Below are 18,903 nucleotides of genomic sequence, written 5' to 3'. Positions count from 1 at the left end.
GGCGCGTCGGAGATCGGAGGCACGGCACGACCTTAGCGGCGGCGCGTGTCCGGCGGATGACGCCACTGTCACGCGGCGGAATGGAATGATCGAGGGGTGACCGTGACCCCTGCACCTCCCGCCCCCGCCGTCCAGACCGAGCAGGCCGCCCCTCACGTCGTCGTCCTCTTCGGGGCCGTGGGCGACCTGTCCCGCCGCAAGCTCATCCCGGGCATGGCGCACCTGGCGCTGTCCTCGCTCGCACCCGACCTGCAGATCGTCGGCACCTCGCTCGAGGAGCACGACGACGAGTCCTTCCGCGCCTTCGCCAAGCTCGCCTACGACGAGTTCGGCAGCCGCTCGCTGACCCCCGCCCAGTGGGACGAGTTCGCCTCCAAGCTCCGCTACGTCCCGCAGTCCGCCGGCCCCGCCGCGCTGGCGAAGGCGGTCACCGACGCCGAGAAGGTGCTCGGCCCGGACGTCAGCCGCCTGCACTACCTCAGCGTCCCGCCGCGCGCCGCCCTCTCGGTCGTCCGCATGCTCGCGGAAGCCGGCCTCGTCGAGCGCTCGCGGATCATCATGGAGAAGCCCTTCGGCGTCGACCTCGAGAGCGCCGTCGTCCTCAACGCCGAGCTGCACGAGACGTTCGACGAGGAGCAGATCTTCCGGATCGACCACTTCCTCGGCAAGGAGCCGGCGCAGAACATCCTCGCCTTCCGCTTCGCCAACGGCCTCTTCGAGCCGATCTGGAACCGCAACTTCATCGACCACGTCCAGATCGACATCCCCGAGAAGCTGACCCTCGACCGCCGCGCCGAGTTCTACGAGTCGACCGGCGCCTACAAGGACATGGTCGTCACCCACCTCTTCCAGGTCCTCGCCTTCATGGCGATGGAGCCGCCGACCGCCCTCGAGCCGAAGGCGATCAGCGAGGAGAAGAACAAGGTCTTCCGCTCGATGCGGCTGCTCAACCCCGAGAACGTCGTCCGCGGCCAGTACATCGGCTACCGCGAGGAGCCGGGCGTCGCCCCCGACTCCGAGACCGACACCTTCGTCGCCCTCAAGTGCGAGATCGACAACTGGCGCTGGGCCGGAGTGCCGTTCTACCTGCGCACCGGCAAGCGGATGGCGGAGGGCCAGCGGATCATCTCCATCGCCTTCCGCGAGCCCCCGAAGAGCATGTTCCCGCAGGGCTCTGGAGTCGGCGCCCACGGCCCCGACCACCTCACCTTCGACCTGGCCGACGCGTCCAAGGTGTCGCTGTCCTTCTACGGCAAGCGCCCCGGCCCGGGCATGCGGCTCGACAAGCTGAGCATGCAGTTCGCCCTGCAGGAGACCGACCGCGCCGGCGACGCCCTCGAGGCCTACGAGCGGCTGATCCTCGACGCGATGCGCGGCGACCACACGCTCTTCACCACCGCCGAGGGCATCGAGCGCCTCTGGGAGGTGTCGGCGCCGCTCCTGCAGGACCCGCCGCCCGTGCGCCTCTACGCGCCGGGCTCCTGGGGCCCGAACGCGATCCACCAGCTGATCGCCCCGCACGCCTGGCGGCTCCCCTTCGAGCGGGTCTGGCGCGACAAGCGCTGACGAGGGCTCCCGGCATGGCGCGCGCGGCGGACGACCGCATCTGGACGGTCCCGAACATCCTCAGCATGGTGCGGCTCGCACTGGTGCCGGTGTTCCTCGTGCTCATCATCGAGGGGGAGGACGCGCTCGCCCTGCTGACGCTCGTCCTCTCCAGCCTCACCGACTACCTCGACGGCTGGATCGCGCGCCGCTTCGACCAGATCACGCGCCTGGGCGCCGTCCTCGATCCGGCCGCCGACCGCCTTTACATCTTCGCGACGGTGATCGGCCTCGCCGTCCGCGAGCTGGTGCCGTGGTGGCTGGTGGCCGTGCTGGTCGCGCGGGATCTGATGCTCGTCGTGCTCGCGGTCGTCCTCGCGAACCACGGCTACGGACCGCTGCCGGTGCACCACCTGGGCAAGTTCGCCACGTTCTGCCTCTTCTACGCGCTGCCGCTGATCATGCTCGGGCAGGCCTTCCCGGCGCTGGCCCCGGCGTCCCTCCCCGTCGCGTGGGCCTTCGCGCTCTGGGGCGCGTTCCTCTACTGGTGGGCGGGGATCGTCTACGCGGTGCAGACCCGAGGCCTCGTCCTGGGGGTCGACGGAGCGTCAGGGGCGACCGGCGGGCCCTCCGATTCCGATACGCTGAGGGGATAGCGAGGAGGTACGTCTTGGTCGAGTCCGTGCGCGGAGCGTCATCCGCAGATCCGTCCGTTCCCGTCGAGCCGTCGACGGAGACGACCCTCACGTTCACCGACGACATCGGCGCCCAGCTGGCGGCGCTCGACAACCGGGCGTCCCGCGAGGAGGCCGAGGCCGTCGGCGCTCTGCCCTCCGGCTCCGCCCTGCTCGTCGTCCGTCGGGGCCCCAACACCGGGGCCCGCTTCCTGCTCGACATCGACTCGACGACTGTCGGCCGACACCCCGATGCGGGCATCTTCCTCGACGACGTCACCGTCTCGCGCCGGCACGCCGAGTTCGTGCGCCGCGGCACCTCGTTCGAGGTCCGCGACCTGGGCTCGCTGAACGGCACCTACTTCGACGGTGTCCGGATCGAGTCCGCGATCCTCACCGACGGCTCCGAGGTGCAGGTCGGCAAGTTCCGCCTCACCTTCTACGCGTCCCGCGCCGACCTCGTCGCCGCTCCGGACGCGTAGCCGTGGGTCGTTCGACCGCTCGCGCACTCCCGTCCGGCCCGGCCGCTCTCCTGAGCATCGGCCAGGTCCTCTCGCACCTCACCACCGAGTTCCCCGACGTCACGCCGTCGAAGCTGCGGTTCCTCGAGGAGCAGGGGCTCGTCTCGCCCGCTCGCACCGACTCGGGCTACCGCAAGTTCTCGACCGGTGACGTCGAGCGCCTGCGGATGATCCTCGCGCTCCAGCGCGACCACTACCTGCCGCTCAAGGTGATCCGCGGCTACCTCGACGACGTCGACGCCGGACGCGAGCCGTCCCTCCCCGCCGGTGCCGGCGGCGCCGCACCCTCCCTGCTGGCCCCCGCCACCCGGCTCACCCGCGACGGCCTCGCGAGCGAATCCGGAGCGAGCCCGGCGCTGGTGCGGGAGGCGATCGCCGCCGGGCTGGTCCGCGGCGGGGACGTCTTCGGCGAGGAGGCGGTCACGACGCTCAAGGCGCTCGTCGACCTCGGCCGCTCGGGCATCGAGCCGCGCCACCTCCGCCCGCTCCGCATCGCCGTGGAGCGCGAGATGTCGCTGATCGAGAGCGTCGTCGCCTCGAGCACCCGCCGCGGCGACGCGTCCGGCACGGCCGGCGCCGCCGAGAACGCGATCGGCCTCGCCGCGCACCTCGGCACCATCCGCGAGGCCATGGTGCGCAGCGCGCTCTCGCGGCTCGCTCGCTCGTGATCTCCGGGCCGGGCCGACGACACGCCCTCCTGGAAGAGCGGATGTCGTTTACTCGGCATCCCCGGGTCGGTAGCTTAGGGAGCGCGTTCGGAGCGACCGGCGTTCGTATCCGGAAGGCACAGGGATGAGAGAAGTCAGCCGCGACGTCAGCGGCCAGCGCGACCTCGTCCTCTTCACCGACGGACTGCCCGACCTCGACGCCGACGCGGGCTACCGCGGAGCGGTCGCAGCGCGGGCCGCGGGCATCACCTACCGCCAGCTCGACTACTGGGCCCGCACCGAGCTCGTCGAGCCCACCGTGCGCGGCGCCTCCGGCTCCGGCACCCAGCGCCTCTACGGCTTCCGCGACATCCTCGTGCTGAAGCTCGTCAAGCGCCTCCTCGACACCGGCATCTCCCTCCAGCAGATCCGCACCGCGGTCAACCAGCTCCGCGAGTCCGGCGTCGACGACCTCGCGCAGACCACGCTGATGAGCGACGGCGCGAGCGTCTACCTCTGCACCTCGAACGACGAGGTCATCGACCTCCTCAGCCGCGGCCAGGGCGTCTTCGGCATCGCCGTCGGCAAGGTCCTCCGCGAGGTCGAGACCAGCCTCGTCGAGCTCGACCACCAGTCCGTCGACCCCTCCGACGAGCTCGCCCGCCGCCGCGCCTCCCGCAAGGTCGGCTGACCCGCCCAGGTCGAGGGCTCCCTGCCGCGCGGCGCCCACACAACATGCTGGTCGAGTAGCCCCGGAGGGGCGTATCGAGACCCACCGTCCCCAGCACGCCGGGCCTGCAGACCCGCCGTCCGACGCCGGCGTTCCGGCGTGACCCGCTCCCGCACACAGCGACGGCGCCGCAGCCGAGGCTGCGACGCCGTGCGCGGACCTCGCCGGGCTAGCTCGTCGCCGCCGGCACCGCCTGCTCGCCGATGCGCCCCGTGCGGATGACGCGGTCGAGCAACAGGTCGAAGTTGTGCGCCATCTCCTGCGCGCTCTCGCCCGGCCAGACGTGCACCGGCTTCGCGGCGCCCTGCGCCTGCTGGAGCGAGGTGCGCTCGGGCAGCTGCGGGCTGAGGACCAGCGGGCCGAACATGTCGCGCAGCTCCTTGATCCGGAACTGGTGCTCGAGCGACTGCACGCGCGCGCGGTTGACGATGATGCCGAGCGGCTGCAGGCGCGGGCTGAGACCACGGCGGATCTCCTCGATCGCCCGCAGCGCGCGGTCGGCGGCGGCGACCGAGAACAGGCCCGGCTCCGTCACCACGGCGACCCGGTCGCTCGCGGCCCAGGCCGTGCGGGTGAGGGCGTTGAGCGAGGGCGCGCAGTCGATCAGGACGAGGTCGTAGTCGGCCTCGACGCTCGCGAGCGCCTCCTCGAGCTTCCAGATGTCGCGGATGCTGGGGTGCGGTCCGTCGAAGTTGATCGCGGACGGGCTGCCGATCAGGACGTCGATGGTGCCCTGGCGCTCCTTCGTCCAGCCGGAGGGCGCGATCGCCGAGCGGACGATCTTCTCCTTGGGCGACGTGAGGACGTCGGCGATGTTGAGGTGACCGGCGACGTTGATGTCCATGCCGGTGGAGACGTCGGACTGCGGGTCGAGGTCGACGACCAGCGTTCGCAGGCCCTTCGAGAACGCCGCGGATGCAAGGCCGAGCGTCACGGTGGTCTTGCCGACGCCGCCCTTGAGGGAGCTCACGCTGAGTACATGCATGGCTGAGTACTTTACTTTCCTCCGGGTGGGAGAACCTAACCGTTCCCTGCACACGGTTCCACTCGGCACCTAGCAGGCGCGAGGACGGGAGCCGAGCCCCCGTGCGCCGCCGGGCCCGTCGGTACACTGGCGGCAAGCGGAAGGAGGCTCGTTCGCATGGATGAGCGCAACGACGACCAGCCCGATCTCGACACCGGCCCGACTCCGCGGACGGCGCTCGACGCGGCGCGGGACTCCGAGCAGTACGCCCCGCGCGCGAGCGACACCGCTCCGACCCGCATCCCCGACGGCATCCGGCTGGAGTCCCCGGCTCCTGCGCGCCGTCGGTCGAGCGCTCCGGCACCCGTGGAGGACCCGACGATCGACGTCGGACGCCTCGGCATCCCGGACGCACCGGGCGCCGTCCGGCCCGTCTCGGCCGGCATCGCCTCGCGCGACGAGGTGTCGGTGCTCCCCGAGGACGCGGGTGAGCGGCCGCGCGGTCGCGGTGAGCAGCGTCCTGCCGAGCCCGCCCCGGAGATCGAGCGCGATTCCGACACGGCTGCCGCGGATCCGGCTCCCGGCGTCACCCGGCGCGACCGCCTCCGCGCCGAGTCCGGCACCGGCGGGTCGTCCTCCGCGCCCGAGTCCGCGTCGATGCTGACTCCCGACCGGCTCCTCGAGGTCAACCGCAAGACCCGGCCCGCGCCGACCGGCGGCTGGAACCGCTTCGTCTACGGCCTCACCTTCCACACCGTCAACCTCGGCGACTCCGCGAAGGTCCAGGCCTGGAAGGCGATGGACGAGCGGATCGGCCGCCAGTTCGAGGGCGGCACCCGCTTCGTCCCGGTGATGACCCGCAAGGGCGGCGTCGGCAAGACGACCGTCACGACCCTGCTCGGGATGGCTCTCGCCGACTCGCGCGAGGACCGCATCATCGCGGTCGACGCCAACCCCGACCGCGGAACCCTGGCCGAGCGCGTCCCCAAGCAGACCCGCTCGACCGTCCGCGACGTCGTCAACCGCGCCGCCGGCGTGACCGGGTTCACCGAGTTCTCGACGATGGTCTCGCGCGACGAGACCCGGCTCGACGTGCTCGCCTCGGACACGGACCCGCAGCTCTCCGAGGCCTTCGACGAGGACGACTACAACGTCGTCGCGGACCTCGTCGAGCGCTTCTACTCGATCATGCTCACCGACTGCGGCACCGGCATCGTGCACTCCGTGATGCGCGCGACGCTGCAGCGCGCGGACAGCGTCGTGATCGTCTCCGGCGGCAGCGTCGACGAGGCGCGCCTGGCCTCCGAGACCCTGACCTGGCTCGACGCCAACGGCTACGGCGATCTCGTCCGGAACGCCGTCGTCGCACTGAACACCGCGACGCAGGGCACCAGCCTGGTGAAGCTCGAGGAGATCGAGTCGCACTTCCGCTCGCGCGTGCGCGACATCGTCCGCATCCCGTACGACCCGGTGCTCGCCGCCGGCTCGGTCGTCAAGTGGGAGCAGCTGCGCCCGGCGACCCAGGAGGCGGCGCGCCTGCTCGCCGCGCTCGTCGTCGAGGGCATCCCGGTCCGTCGTGCCTGACGCGGTTCTGCAGGACGCCGTGGCGGTCGACTCCACGGAGACCCTGACGTTCGATCTGATCGTGCTCGGCGCCGGCTCCGGGAACTCGATCGTCGGCGAGGAGTGGGCCGGCTCCCGCGTCGCGATCCTCGACGACGGCGAGTGGTTCGGCGGCACCTGCCTCAACGCCGGCTGCATCCCGACCAAGATGTTCGTGCACGTCGCCGACATCGTGACCGACGTCGACCAGGGCGACCGGGTCGGCGTGCACGGCCGCGTGGCCCGGCCGGAATGGGCCGAGGTGCGCGACCGCGTGTTCGGCCGCACCGACGCCATCAGCGCCGGCGGCCTCGACTACCGGGCGAACCGGTCCGAGAACGTCACCGTGCTGCGCGAGAGCTTCGGCTTCGAGTCGCTCGGCGACGGCGACCGGCCGCACGTGCTGGTCAGCGCGAGCGGCGTCCGGATCAGCGCACCGCAGGTGGTCGTCGCCGCGGGCTCGCGTCCGCGTCCGCTCCTCGCGGCCTACGAGCCCGACCCGCGGATCCACGACTCCGACTCGATCATGCGGATCGACGAGCTTCCCGCACGGATGCTCGTCCTCGGCGGCGGTGCGGTGGCGGTCGAGTTCGCCCACATCTTCTCGGCCTTCGGCACCGCGGTGACGGTCGCCGTCCGCGGCGACCGTCTGCTCCGCTCGCTCGACGAGGGCATCGCCCGCGGCTTCACCGCGCTGGCACGCGAGCGCTGGGACGTCCGCACCGGCGTCTCCGCCGAGGGCGTCGAGGCGACTCCGGGCGGACTCGTCACGACCTTCGACGACGGCTCCCGCGTCGAGACCGACACGATCCTCGTCGCCACCGGGCGCGACCCGAACAGCGACACCATCGCCGCGGCCTCCGTCGGCATCGACCTGCACCCCGACGGCCGAGTCGTCGTCGACGACGAGCAGCGGGTCCTCTCCGGTGGGCGCGTCGTCCCCGGGCTCTTCGCGCTCGGCGACGTCTCCTCGGAGTGGCAGCTCAAGCACGTCGCCAACCACGAGGCGCGGCTCGTCGCGCACAACCTCCTGCACCCGGGCGAGATGCTCTCGAACACCCTCGCTCCCGTGCCCGGCGCGATCTTCGCGCACCCGCAGATCGCGCACTTCGGCCTCACGGAGAAGGAGGCGGGGGAGCGCGGCATCGACGTCGTCGCCGTCACCCAGGAGTTCGGCTCCACCGCCTACGGCTGGGCGATGGAGGACGACTCGAGCATCTGCACCCTCGTCGTCGGACTCGACGGCGAGCTGCTCGGCGCGCACCTGATGGGCCCACAGGCGAGTATCCTCATTCAGCCGCTCGTCCAGGCCGCCAGCGCGGGGGTCGGGATCCGCGGCCTCGCCCGCAGCCAGTACTGGCCGCACCCCGCGGCGAGCGAAGTCGTCGAGAACGCCCTCCTCTCCGCCGAGGAGGCACTGAGGGAGCGCACCGCATGACCGAACGCCAGATCCGGATCTTCGGCGATCCCGTCCTGAAGACGGTGTCCGCCCCGATCGAGACCGTCGACGACGGGATCCGCGGACTGGTCGAGGACCTCGTCGACAGCGTGCGCACCCCCGGCCGCGCCGGCGTCGCCGCCCCGCAGATCGGCGTCAACCTCCGCGCCTTCAGCTACAACGTCGACGGCGTCGTCGGCTACATCCTCAACCCCGAGATCGTCGAGCTGAGCGGCGAGCCGGAGCCCGTCGACGAGGGCTGCCTCTCCGTGCCCAACCTCTGGTACCCCGCGATCCGCTACCCGCACGCGAAGGTCCGCGGCACCGACCTCGACGGCAACGAGGTCGTCCTCGAGGGCGACGGCCTGATGGCCCAGGCCCTCCAGCACGAATGCGACCACCTCGACGGCCGCCTCTACCTCGACCGCCTCTCCAAGGACGACCGCCGAGCCGCCATGAAGGAAGTCCGCGAGAGCTCCTGGTTCTGAGTCCGTTTCCGAGCCGGTCCCTGCCCGGCTCGGCGCGGTCGGCCTCCTGGGGTGGTCGCGTTCCGCAGAGCGTCGTGCGTCCGCCGACGGCGAAGCGCTGCAACGCGCTTCGCCGGATACGGCTCGGCCTTCGGCCATCGTGCCCGAACGCATGCTGAAAGCGCAGCTCGCGCTCCATGCTGATCGAGTAGCCCGCGGAGCGGGCGTATCGAGATCCACCGTGGTGCAGCGGGTGGGTCTCGGTACGTCCTGCGGGCTACTCGACCGGCGGAGGACCTGCGGTCTCCGCGGTCGGACGTCATGCTGATCGAGTAGGCCGCGGAGCGGGCGTATCGAGATCCGCCGTCCTGCAGAGGGTGGGTCTCGGTACGCCCTGCGGGCTACTCGACCGGCGGAGGACCTGCGGTCTCCGCGGTCCATGCTGATCGAGTAGGCCGCGGAGCGGCTCAGCATGCTGATCGAGCAGCCCGCGGAGCGGGCGTATCGAGATCCACCGTGGTGCAGACGTGGACCAGTCAGCGGAGGCTGATGCCCTCGGTGGCGGGGGCGGCGCTGTAGACGCTGCTGATGGTCGCGGCGAAGTCGTCGAGGATGACGTTGCGCTTGATGCTCATCTTCGGGGTGAGGTGTCCGCTCGCCTCGGTGAACTCGGTGGGCAGGATCACGAACTTGCGGATCGACTCGGCGCGCGAGACGCGGGCGTTCGCGGCGTCGACGGCGCGCTGCACCTCCGCGAGGACGGCCGGGTTCACGGCCGCCTGATCGAGCGAGAGCTTCGCGTCCTGGCCGTTGTTCGCGAGCCAGGTCGGCAGCATCTCGGGGTCGAGGGTCACCAGCGCCGCGATGAACGGGCGCTGGTCGCCGACGACGACGACCTGCCCGACGAGCGGGTTGGAGCGGATCGGGTCCTCGAGCGCGGCCGGCGCGACGTTCTTGCCGCCCGCGGTCACGATGATCTCCTTCTTGCGCCCGGTGACGCGGAGGTAGCCCTCCTCGTCGAGCGAGCCGAGGTCGCCGGTCTTGAACCACTCGCCGTCGAAGGCCTCGGCCGTCGCCTTCTCGTCGTTCCAGTAGCCGCCGAAGACGTCGATCCCGCGCACCTGGATCTCGCCGTCCGCGGCGATCCGGATGGAGCAGCCGGGCATCGCCGGGCCGACCGAGCCGATCTTGAACCGCTCGGTCCGGTTCACCGTCGCGGGCGCCGTCGTCTCGGTGAGCCCGTAGCCCTCGAGGATCTTGATGCCGAGGCTGTGGAAGAAGTGGCCCAGCCGGTCGCCGAGCGGTGCCGATCCGGACACCGCGAAGCGGACGTTGCCGCCCATCGCCGTGCGCAGCTTCGAGTAGACGAGCCGGTCGAAGAGCAGGAACTGCAGCTTGAGCGCGAGCGGCACCGAGCCGGCCTCGACGGCGATCGAGTGGGCGACGGCGACATCGGCCGCGCGCCGGAAGATCCTGCCCTTGCCGCCGGCCTCGGCCTTCTGCTCGGCCGAGTTGTAGACCTTCTCGAACACCCGCGGCACGGCCAGCAGGAACGTCGGCTTGAAGGAGCCGAGGGAGGGGAGCAGCTGCTTCGTGTCGGCCTGGTGGCCGACCTTGACCCCGCCGTGGACGCAGAGGATCGCGATGAAGCGGGCGAACACGTGCGCGGTCGTGATGAAGAGGAGCGTCGAGGCACCCGGCTGGTGGATCAGCTCCGTGAGCGCGACGGCGGAGTTGCGGCTCAGCTCGACGAAGTTGGAGTGCCGGATGATGCAGCCCTTGGGGCGGCCGGTCGAGCCGGAGGTGTAGATGATCGTCGCGATGTCGGCGCCGGTGGCGATCGAGCGGCGGCGCTCGATCTCGGCGTCCGGCACGTCCACCCCGCGCGCGGCCAGCTTGTCGAGGTCGCCCAGGCCGATCTGCCAGGCGAGCCGGACGTCCGGGAGATCCGGGCGGACCTCGTCGAAGCGGGCGAAGTGGTCCGCCGTCTCGACGATGACGGCCCGCGCTCCGGAGTCGAACAGGTTCCACTGCACCTGCGCGGGGGAGGAGGTCTCGTACACCGGCACGAGGACGCCGCCCGCGAACCAGACGGCGAAGTCGATCAGCGTCCACTCGTAGCGGGTCTTGCAGATCAGGCCGACCTTGTCGCCGGGCTCGATGCCCGCCGCGACGAGTCCCTTCGCGAGCGCGGTCACCTGATCGAGGAACTCGCGCGCGGTGACGTCGCGCCAGCCGCCGGCCTCGGGGAGGGCGAAGAGCGCCCGGTCGGGCGTCTCCCGCACACGGTCGAGCAGCAGCGCCGTCGTGTTGGCCTGCGGATCCGGCGCGACCACGAGGGGGGAATCGAACTGCTCCACGGCAACTCCTTCGGTACCTGAATGATTGTCGGGTCCAGCCTACCGGCGCATCCCGACTGTGTATCCACTCAGGATAACGATCCGCACGTCGGTTCTCGGCGGGTCACTACACTCGATGTGGCCGCCGCTCCAGGGCGGACCCGCGGCGCAGCGGCGTCGGAGGCTAGCGGAAGGCGGTTCGCGTGCACGCGATCGGTATCGACATCGGCGGCACGAAGATCGCGGGAGCGCTGGTCGATGAGTTCGGCGGCATCGTCCGCGAGGACCGCCAGCCGACGCCCGCCGGTCATCCCGAGCTCATCGTCGACGTCGTCGTCGAGATGGTGGCGCGCCTGCGCGAGGGCCTGCCCGCCGGCGACGTCTCCGCTGTCGGCGTCGCAGCGGCCGGCTTCATCGACGCCTCGCAGTCGATCGTCTACTACGCCCCCAACATCAACTGGCGCAACGAGCCCTTCCGCGAGAAGCTCTCGGCGCGGATCGACCTGCCGATCATCATCGAGAACGACGCCAACGCGGCCGGCTGGGCCGAGTTCCGCTACGGCGCCGGCCGACTGGTGAGCGACATGCTGATGCTCACGATCGGCACCGGCGTCGGCGGCGCGATCGTCATCAACGACCGGCTCCTGCGCGGTGGCTTCGGCGCGGCGGCGGAGATCGGCCACATGCGGGTCGTCCCCGGCGGCCTGCCCTGCGGCTGCGGTGCTCGCGGCTGCATCGAGCAGTACGGCTCCGGCCGCGCACTGCAGCGCTTCGCCGCCGAGCTCGCCGACGCCGGCGGGATCGGCCAGGGCATCGCCGACGCGCGTGCGAGGAACGGCGGCGAGCTCGACGGCGGCGTCATCGCCGAGCTGATCAGCGCCGGCGACCTGGGCGCCCTCGCGGCCCTCCGCCAGCTCGGCCACTGGCTCGGCGAGGCGGCGGCGAGCCTGAGCGCGGTCCTCGACCCGCAGATGTTCGTGATCGGCGGGGGAGTGGCGCAGGCCGGCGACCTCCTGCTCGACCCGATCCGCCAGGCCTACCTCGACAACCTGCCCGCCCGGGGGTACCACCCCGAGCCCGAGTTCCGCATCGCGGAGCTCGTCAACGACGCGGGGGTCGTCGGCGCCGCCGACCTCGCCCGCCTGCACGCGAGCTCGCTGTGACCTCGGTCGCGGACCGCTGAGGAGCGCCCCTTGTTCTACTGGTTCATGAAGCACATCGTCGCGGGGCCCCTGCTCAAGACGATCTTCCGGCCCTGGGTGGTCGGCGCCGACCGCGTCCCGGCCACCGGCGGCGTCATCCTGGCGAGCAACCACCTCTCCTTCATCGACTCGGTGTTCCTCCCGCTGGTGATCGAGCGCAACATGGTCTTCCTCGCCAAGAGCGACTACTTCACCGGCAAGGGCCTGAAGGGCTGGGCGACGAAGCTCTTCTTCACTGCCACCGGCATGCTGCCGATCGACCGCTCCGGTGGCAAGGCGTCCGAGGCCTCGCTGAACACGGGGCTCCGCGTCCTGGCAGGCGGTGAGGCGCTCGGCATCTATCCCGAGGGCACCCGCAGCCCCGACGGACGGATGTACCGCGGCCGCACCGGCGTCGCGCGGATGGTCCTCGAGGCGCGGGTGCCCGTCGTCCCGGTGGCGATGATCGACACCGCCCGCATCATGCCGATCGGCAAGCGGCTGCCCAAGCTCGGGCGCATCGGCATCGTCTTCGGCGAGCCGCTCGACTTCAGCCGCTTCGAGGGCATGGAGGGCGACCGCTTCATCCTCCGCTCGATCACCGACGAGATCATGTACGAGCTGCTGGCTCTGAGCGGCCAGGAGTACCTGGACGTCTACGCGACCTCGGTCAAGGAGAAGCGCGCGGCCCTGCTGCGCTGAACCCGCCGCGCCGAGCCGGCCGCACAGCGCCGGGTCCGGTGGGCCGACTGCGCGCACCTCCGGAGAACGCTCCGCCGAGCCGATAAGCTCGTCAACCGTCGCCGTCCGACCGGGCGGCGATCACTGCGCGCGCCGCGCGCCCGTCAGAACCAGGAACCCTCGTGGTCATCGATCCGAACGAACCGTACGTCCTCGCCGCCCCCTCCGTGGTCGCCGGCCTGGACTACTGGCGTGAGCTCGAGGTCAAGCAGCAGCCGAACTGGCCGGACGCCGCCGCGGTCGCCGCCGCGTCCGCCGAGGTCGCCGCGCTGCCGCCGCTCGTCTTCGCCGGCGAGGTCGACCAGCTGCGCGAGCGCCTCGGCGCCGCGGCCCGCGGCGAGGCCTTCCTGCTGCAGGGCGGCGACTGCGCCGAGACCTTCGCCGGCGCGACCGCGGACCAGATCCGCAACCGCGTGAAGACCGTGCTGCAGATGGCCGTCGTCCTGACCTACGGCGCGAGCATGCCCGTCATCAAGATGGGCCGCATGGCGGGCCAGTTCGCCAAGCCCCGCTCGAGCGACCTCGAGACCCGCGGCGACGTGACGCTGCCCGCCTACCGCGGCGACATCGTCAACGGCTACGACTTCACTCCGGAGTCGCGGACCGCCGACCCGCGCCGCATCGTGCAGGGCTACCACACGGCCGCCTCGACGCTGAACCTCATCCGCGCCTTCACTCAGGGCGGCTTCGCCGACCTGAGGCTCGTGCACTACTGGAACAAGGGCTTCACCGAGAACCCGCAGAACCAGCGCTACGAGCAGCTCGCCCGCGAGATCGACCGCGCGGTGAAGTTCATGGTGGCCTGCGGCGCAGACTTCGAGGGCATGAAGCGCACGGAGTTCTACACCGGCCACGAGGGCCTGCTGATGGACTACGAGCGCCCGATGACGCGGATCGACTCGCGCACCGGCACGCCGTACAACACGTCCAGCCACTTCATCTGGATCGGCGAGCGCACCCGCGAGCTCGACGGCGCGCACGTCGACTTCCTCTCGCGCGTCCGCAACCCGATCGGCGTCAAGCTCGGCCCGTCGACGACGCCCGAGACGATGCTCGAGCTGATCGACAAGCTCGACCCGGACCGCGAGCCCGGCCGCCTCACCTTCATCACGCGGATGGGTGCCGGCAGGATCCGCGACGCCCTGCCGCCGCTGCTCGAGGCGGTCAAGACGAGCGACGCGCTGCCGCTCTGGGTCACCGACCCGATGCACGGCAACGGACTGACGACGCCCACCGGCTACAAGACCCGTCGCTTCGACGACGTGGTCGACGAGGTCAAGGGCTTCTTCGAGGCGCACCGCGCCGCGGGCACGCACCCGGGCGGCATCCACGTCGAGCTCACCGGCGACGACGTCACCGAGTGCCTCGGCGGCTCGGAGCACATCGACGAGGCGACCCTCGCGACGCGCTACGAGTCGGTCTGCGACCCGCGCCTCAACCACATGCAGTCCCTCGAGCTGGCCTTCCTCGTCGCCGAGGAGCTGCGCGAGCGCTGAGCCGGCCGCTGCCCGCCAGCGGGCCCTCCCTGCCGATCGAGGAGCCCGCTGGGCGGGCGCCCTCATGCTGATCGAGTAGCCCGCGGAGCGGGCGTATCGAGATCCACCGTTGTCTGGAGGCTGGGTCTCGATACGCCCCCGCGGGGCTACTCGACCAGCATGTTTCCGCCGCTGGTCGTGTGCCCGCGGCAGTCTTCGCTGAGCGAGTGGCCGGCGCGGCGGGTCCTCCATGCTGATCGAGTAGCCCGCCGTGCGGGCGTATCGAGATCCACCGTTGTCAGGTGGGTGGGTCTCGATACGCCCCTGCGGGGCTACTCGACCAGCATGCCGACGCAGCATGCCGACGAAGCATGCCGACGAAGCATGCCGACTCGGCGTGCCGATACGGCGTGCCGCGCTCGGCCGCTGTGCTCCGCTGTCAGATCGTGATCGTGATCGAGAGCTGGATCGTGGTGCCGCGCTGCACGAGGGCGCCCTCCTTGTCGGACTGGTTGGTCACCTTCGTCACCTCGTCCGGCACCTGGTCGATCAGCGGGGTCGTCAGGCCGTAGCTCCACTTCAGGTCGACGGCGCTGAGCGCGGCCTTCGCCTGGTCGCGGGTCATCCCGACGACGTTCGGGACGGCGACGGGCTGCGGGCCCTTGGAGACGACGACGGAGACGGTGTCTCCGGTGGTCGCGGGCGCCTCCGGGTTGATCTGGGTGAGGACGACGCCGGCCGGGACCGTGTCGCTCCAGTCCTCGCGCTCGCGGTCGAGGGCGAGCCCGGCGTCCTTCGCCGCGGCGGTCGCCTCGTCGACGGTCAGGCCGACGACGTTGGGGATCGCCCCGAGGCTGACCGTCATCGCGATCGTGCTCGTCTCGGACATCGTCGCGGGCAGCTCGCCGCCGTCGGGCAGCGCCGCCGAGACGACGACGCCCGCGGGGACGTCGGCGTCGAAGATCCGCGTCACGTCGCCCACGGTGAACGGCGCGGCCTGGATCGCGGCCGTCGCCTCCTCCTCGGAGACACCGGCCAGTGCGGGCACCTCGATCTGCCGCGGGCCGCTGGAGACGACCAGCGTCACGACCTCGCCCTTGTGCAGCCCCTGGCCGCCGGGCGGATCGGTGCTGAGCACCGTGCCGGCGGGCACGGTCAGGTCGTTCGCCTGCTGCGGCGAGACCTCGAAGCCCTGGCTCACCAGCGCGGCCGTCGCGTCGTCCTGCGAGCGGCTCACCACGTCCGGCACGTTCACGATCGCGCCCGGGCCCTCGCCGTACCACCACGCGGTCCCGCCGCCGATGAGGGCGAGCAGCAGCACGATCACCGTCAGCAGCACGCCTCGGCGGCGCCGCGTGCGGCGCTTGGTCGCGAGCCGCGCGACCGCGTCGTCGTCGTCGCGCTGCTCGAGCTCCGCCGGCGAGCCCTCGATCACCGAGGTGTGCCCGGTCACCGCCTCGTCGAACAGCAGCGCGGTGGCGGGCTCCGCCACCGGAAGGGGGGTGACGGCCTGGGTGTCCGCGCCGCGGCGGTCGGTCGGCGTGATGCCCATCAGGCGCTCGGCCTCGAGCAGCTGCGCCAGCATCACGCCGGCGTCGCGCGGACGCATGTCCGGGTCGCGCTCCGTCGCCCAGAGCACGAGCTCGTCGAGCGAGGTCGGCACCGAGGGCACCTTCGCGCTGGGGTAGGGGACCGAGTCGTTCGCGTGCTGGTAGGCGATCTGCATCGGCTGCTCGCCCGTGAAGGGCTGCTCGCCGGTGAGCATCTCGTAGATCATGATGCCGATGGCGTAGATGTCGCTGCGGGTGTCCGCGGTGCCGCGGGTGACCAGCTCGGGGGAGAGGTACGCGATGGTGCCGAGCAGCGCCTGGCCGGAGGCGGTGTTCGCGCTCGCGGCGCGGGCGAGGCCGAAGTCGCCGATCTTGATCCGGCCGTCGTCGGCGAGCAGCACGTTCTCGGGCTTGAGGTCGCGGTGCAGGATCCCGGCCCGGTGCGCGGCCGCGAGGCCGGACAGCACCGAGTGCATGATGTCGACGACCTGCTGGGCCGTCAGCCGCCCGCGCTCCTTGAGCAGGTCGCGCAGGGTGATGCCGGGGAGGTACTCCATCACGAGGTACGCCATGTCGGAGTCCTGGCCCTGGTCGAAGACGCTGACCACGTTCGGGTGGGCCAGGCGCGCGGCGGAGCGCGCCTCCTGGACGAAGCGGTTCTTGAACGTCGCGTCGTCGGAGAGGTGCCCGTGCATCACCTTGATGGCGACCCGGCGCTCGAGGCGCTGGTCGTGCGCCAGGTAGACGGTGGCCATGCCGCCCCGCGCGATGCGGGAGCGCACCTCGTACCGGCCGTCGACGAGACGGCCGAGGAGAGGGTCGAGCTGGCTGGTGGTCACGCGACGAGTCTAGGCAAGACGCTCCTGACAACCGGCGTGCAACGCGGAGGCGGCTCGTGGCACTCTTGACGGGTGACCGACTCGTCCGCTGCCTCCGCCTCCCCGTCCGCTCCCGAGATCGAATGGCTGACCGTGCCCGATCTGGTCGAGCTCACCGGTCTCGGCGTCAGCCGGGTGCGCCGTCTCCTGGAGGAGCGCCACCTGCTCGGCACTCGCCGTGACGGCAAGCTCGTCGTCCCCTCCGTCTTCCTCCGCGACGGCGAGCCGCTCAGCGAGATCCGCGGCACGGCGATCCTGCTGTCGGACCAGGGCTTCTCGGACGACGAGGCGATCGACTGGCTGCTCGCGGACGAGGACAGCCTCGGCACCAGCCCGGTGCGGGCGCTGCTCGCCGGCCGCAAGGCCGAGGTGCGCCGCGTCGCCCAGGCGCTCGCCTGAGCCGAGCCGGCACCGGAGCGCGCCGGTCCGGCTGATCCGCTCTACGCCGTCCGGGCGGTGACTCGGTCGGCGAGCTCGCGGAGCTCCGCGACGCCCTCCTCGCGCAGGGGCGCGTCCGGCAGCTCGGCCAGCGCGGCACCGACGTCGCGGGCGATCCGCTCCTCGAGCCGGTCGAGCGCCCCGGAGCCCGCCACGATCTCCTGAGCGCGGGCGATGTCGTCGGCGCTCGCGTCCGCACGGCCCACCACGGCGTCGAGCTCGTCGCGCTCGCCCGCCGAGGCGGCTGCGCGGGCGAGGCCGAGCAGCACGGTCCGCTTGCCCTCGCGGAGGTCGTCGCCGGCCGGCTTCCCGGTCACGGCCGGATCGCCGAACACGCCCAGCACGTCGTCGCGCAGCTGGAAGGCGATGCCGAGCGGCAGGCCGAAGCGGCGCAGGGCGTCGATCTGGGCGTCGTCGCCGCCGCCGAGCGAGCCGCCGATGGTCAGCGGCGCCTCGATGCTGTACTTCGCGCTCTTGAAGACGACCACGCGCTCCGAGCGCTCGAGGTGCTCGTGCTCGGGGTGCTGCACCCAGGCGCTCTCCTCGAGGATGTCGAGGTACTGGCCCAGGGTCACCTCCGTGCGCATCAGGTTGAACTCCGCCCGGGCCCGCGCCGCAGCGGTGCGGTCCTCGAGCGCCCACTCGGCGTCCGCGAAGATCTCGTCGGACCAGACCAGCAGCAGATCGCCGAGGAGGATCGCCGAGGAGCGGCCGAACTCGTCCGCGTCGCCCGACCAGCCGCCGCCCGCGTGCAGCGACGCGAAGCGGCGGTGCGCCGAGGGCGCGCCCCGGCGGGTGTCGGAGTTGTCGATCACGTCGTCGTGCACCAGGGCCGCGGCGTGGAACAGCTCCAGGCTCGCGCCGACCCGCGCGACCGGATCCGAGGCGCTCCGGTGCGCGTCGCTCGGGACAGCGGAGACCGCCGTCCAGCCCGCCTCGCAGAAGCGCGCCCGGAAGCGCTTGCCCCCGCTGAGAAAGTCCCGCGAAAGGTCGCCGAGGGCGGAGACGTCCTCTCCGATGGAGCGCAGAATTGGCGTGCGCCCGGTGAGGAATTCATCGATTCGGAACTGGACGCGATCGACCAGACGAGTGCTGTGGTTCACCCGACCAGCCTATGCACCGATGGCGCCTGGCGCCTCGGCGGGCCGCGGTCTACACTGAAGCGCCACCAGCCCGGTCGAGCAGACCGCCCGCCCATCCTCGGTGCCGTCCCCGCCGGGTCGACGCCACACCCTGAAGGGGTCCCGATGCCGCTTTCGGAACACGAGCAACGGCTCCTCGACGAGATGGAGCGCAATCTCTATCAGAACGACGCCGACTTCGTCGCGGCGGTCAGCAAGGGCCGGGGCGGCACCAACTACCGCGCGCTCGTGCTCGGCATCCTCCTCGCCATCGTCGGCCTGGGAGTCCTCGTCGCCGGCGTGATCGTCCGTCAGCCCCTCGTGGGCGTCGCCGGCTTCGCGCTGATGCTGGCCGGCGTGGTCGTCGCGATGCGCCCCGCGCCCGGCGGCTCCACCACCTCCGGAATCCCCGAGGCGGGTCGGCCCTCGAAGCCGCGCTCCGCGAGCGGACGCCAGGGGTCCAACTTCATGGACCGTCTGAACGACCGGTGGGACAACCGCGGCGACGGCCGCTCCTAGATGTAGTTCCTCGGGACGTTGTGAACGGGTGACGTAGAAGAAGACCTCCGGGACGATGTGGGTTACCACACAC

General features: G+C 71.5%; 17 protein-coding genes. 13 read left to right on the top strand and 4 right to left on the bottom strand.

Features of this window, described 5'->3' with window-relative positions; all coding sequences use genetic code 11:
- The first annotated feature begins 102 nt into the window (after positions 1-102).
- The 5 genes from zwf to MT351_RS15660 all read left to right on the top strand — a co-directional run bounded on the left by zwf (position 103) and on the right by MT351_RS15660 (position 4,078).
- Positions 103-1,566, top strand: a complete 1,464-nt coding sequence (gene zwf, locus MT351_RS15680; protein WP_123704898.1) for a glucose-6-phosphate dehydrogenase — start codon at positions 103-105, stop codon at positions 1,564-1,566.
- Between the two features lie 14 nt (positions 1,567-1,580).
- The gene (locus MT351_RS15675; protein ID WP_243582608.1) at positions 1,581-2,201 is read left to right on the top strand and encodes a CDP-alcohol phosphatidyltransferase family protein; all 621 of its coding nucleotides are present in this window, start codon (positions 1,581-1,583) and stop codon (positions 2,199-2,201) included.
- Between the two features lie 14 nt (positions 2,202-2,215).
- Positions 2,216-2,701, top strand: coding sequence for an FHA domain-containing protein (locus MT351_RS15670; RefSeq protein WP_279392406.1), 486 nt, complete (start codon positions 2,216-2,218; stop codon positions 2,699-2,701).
- A gap of 2 nt (positions 2,702-2,703) precedes the next feature.
- Positions 2,704-3,408: a MerR family transcriptional regulator gene (locus tag MT351_RS15665; RefSeq protein ID WP_243582607.1), complete on the top strand. Its 705-nt coding sequence runs from the start codon at positions 2,704-2,706 to the stop codon at positions 3,406-3,408.
- A gap of 124 nt (positions 3,409-3,532) precedes the next feature.
- Positions 3,533-4,078, top strand: a complete 546-nt coding sequence (locus tag MT351_RS15660; RefSeq protein WP_123446121.1) for a MerR family transcriptional regulator — start codon at positions 3,533-3,535, stop codon at positions 4,076-4,078.
- Positions 4,079-4,286: 208 nt separating this feature from the next.
- Here the strand turns inward: MT351_RS15660 and MT351_RS15655 are convergent, their stop codons facing one another.
- Entirely contained in the window at positions 4,287-5,102 is an 816-nt protein-coding gene (locus MT351_RS15655; protein ID WP_123446122.1) for a ParA family protein, read from the bottom strand.
- Positions 5,103-5,258: 156 nt separating this feature from the next.
- Here MT351_RS15655 and MT351_RS15650 point away from each other — a divergent pair, with 156 nt between their 5' ends.
- From MT351_RS15650 to def, 3 genes are read left to right on the top strand one after another with little or no spacing between them, the layout of a single operon-like run.
- Entirely contained in the window at positions 5,259-6,665 is a 1,407-nt protein-coding gene (locus MT351_RS15650) for a MinD/ParA family protein (RefSeq protein ID WP_243582606.1), read from the top strand.
- Positions 6,658-8,121 carry a mycothione reductase gene (locus tag MT351_RS15645; protein ID WP_243582605.1) on the top strand — a complete coding sequence of 488 codons (1,464 nt, stop codon included), beginning with the start codon at positions 6,658-6,660 and terminating at the stop codon, positions 8,119-8,121. The genes MT351_RS15650 and MT351_RS15645 overlap by 8 nt, the downstream gene beginning before the upstream one ends.
- Positions 8,118-8,609, top strand: a complete 492-nt coding sequence (gene def, locus MT351_RS15640; protein WP_123446123.1) for a peptide deformylase — start codon at positions 8,118-8,120, stop codon at positions 8,607-8,609. Before MT351_RS15645 ends, def begins: the two co-directional genes overlap by 4 nt.
- A 515-nt stretch (positions 8,610-9,124) precedes the next feature.
- On the opposite strand, the gene MT351_RS15635 is transcribed toward def, so the two are convergent.
- The gene (locus MT351_RS15635) at positions 9,125-10,948 is read right to left on the bottom strand and encodes a long-chain fatty acid--CoA ligase (protein ID WP_243582604.1); all 1,824 of its coding nucleotides are present in this window, start codon (positions 10,946-10,948) and stop codon (positions 9,125-9,127) included.
- Positions 10,949-11,130: 182 nt separating this feature from the next.
- Here MT351_RS15635 and MT351_RS15630 point away from each other — a divergent pair, with 182 nt between their 5' ends.
- The 3 genes from MT351_RS15630 (at position 11,131) to MT351_RS15620 (ending at position 14,345) form a co-directional block, all read left to right on the top strand.
- Positions 11,131-12,090, top strand: coding sequence for an ROK family glucokinase (locus tag MT351_RS15630; RefSeq protein ID WP_123446125.1), 960 nt, complete (start codon positions 11,131-11,133; stop codon positions 12,088-12,090).
- Positions 12,091-12,120: 30 nt separating this feature from the next.
- Positions 12,121-12,810, top strand: a complete 690-nt coding sequence (locus MT351_RS15625) for a 1-acyl-sn-glycerol-3-phosphate acyltransferase (RefSeq protein WP_123735898.1) — start codon at positions 12,121-12,123, stop codon at positions 12,808-12,810.
- Positions 12,811-13,016: 206 nt separating this feature from the next.
- Entirely contained in the window at positions 13,017-14,345 is a 1,329-nt protein-coding gene (locus MT351_RS15620) for a class II 3-deoxy-7-phosphoheptulonate synthase (protein WP_243582659.1), read from the top strand.
- Between the two features lie 418 nt (positions 14,346-14,763).
- On the opposite strand, the gene pknB is transcribed toward MT351_RS15620, so the two are convergent.
- Positions 14,764-16,713, bottom strand: coding sequence for a Stk1 family PASTA domain-containing Ser/Thr kinase (pknB, locus tag MT351_RS15615; protein ID WP_243582603.1), 1,950 nt, complete (start codon positions 16,711-16,713; stop codon positions 14,764-14,766).
- A gap of 72 nt (positions 16,714-16,785) precedes the next feature.
- Between pknB and MT351_RS15610 the strand changes: the two genes are divergently transcribed.
- Complete coding sequence (locus tag MT351_RS15610) at positions 16,786-17,151, top strand: Rv2175c family DNA-binding protein (RefSeq protein WP_243582602.1); 366 nt, start codon at positions 16,786-16,788, stop codon at positions 17,149-17,151.
- Positions 17,152-17,192: 41 nt separating this feature from the next.
- On the opposite strand, the gene MT351_RS15605 is transcribed toward MT351_RS15610, so the two are convergent.
- Entirely contained in the window at positions 17,193-18,293 is a 1,101-nt protein-coding gene (locus MT351_RS15605) for a polyprenyl synthetase family protein (protein WP_243582601.1), read from the bottom strand.
- Between the two features lie 144 nt (positions 18,294-18,437).
- Between MT351_RS15605 and MT351_RS15600 the strand changes: the two genes are divergently transcribed.
- A complete protein-coding gene (locus tag MT351_RS15600) occupies positions 18,438-18,830 on the top strand; it encodes a DUF3040 domain-containing protein (RefSeq protein ID WP_123704544.1) in 393 nt (130 codons plus the stop codon).
- The last annotated feature ends 73 nt before the right edge of the window (positions 18,831-18,903 follow it).

The organism is Rathayibacter sp. VKM Ac-2926, assembly GCF_022815565.1.
GTDB classification, from domain to species: Bacteria; Actinomycetota; Actinomycetes; order Actinomycetales; family Microbacteriaceae; genus Rathayibacter; species Rathayibacter festucae.
This window is presented reverse-complemented; position numbering and strand designations above follow the sequence as displayed.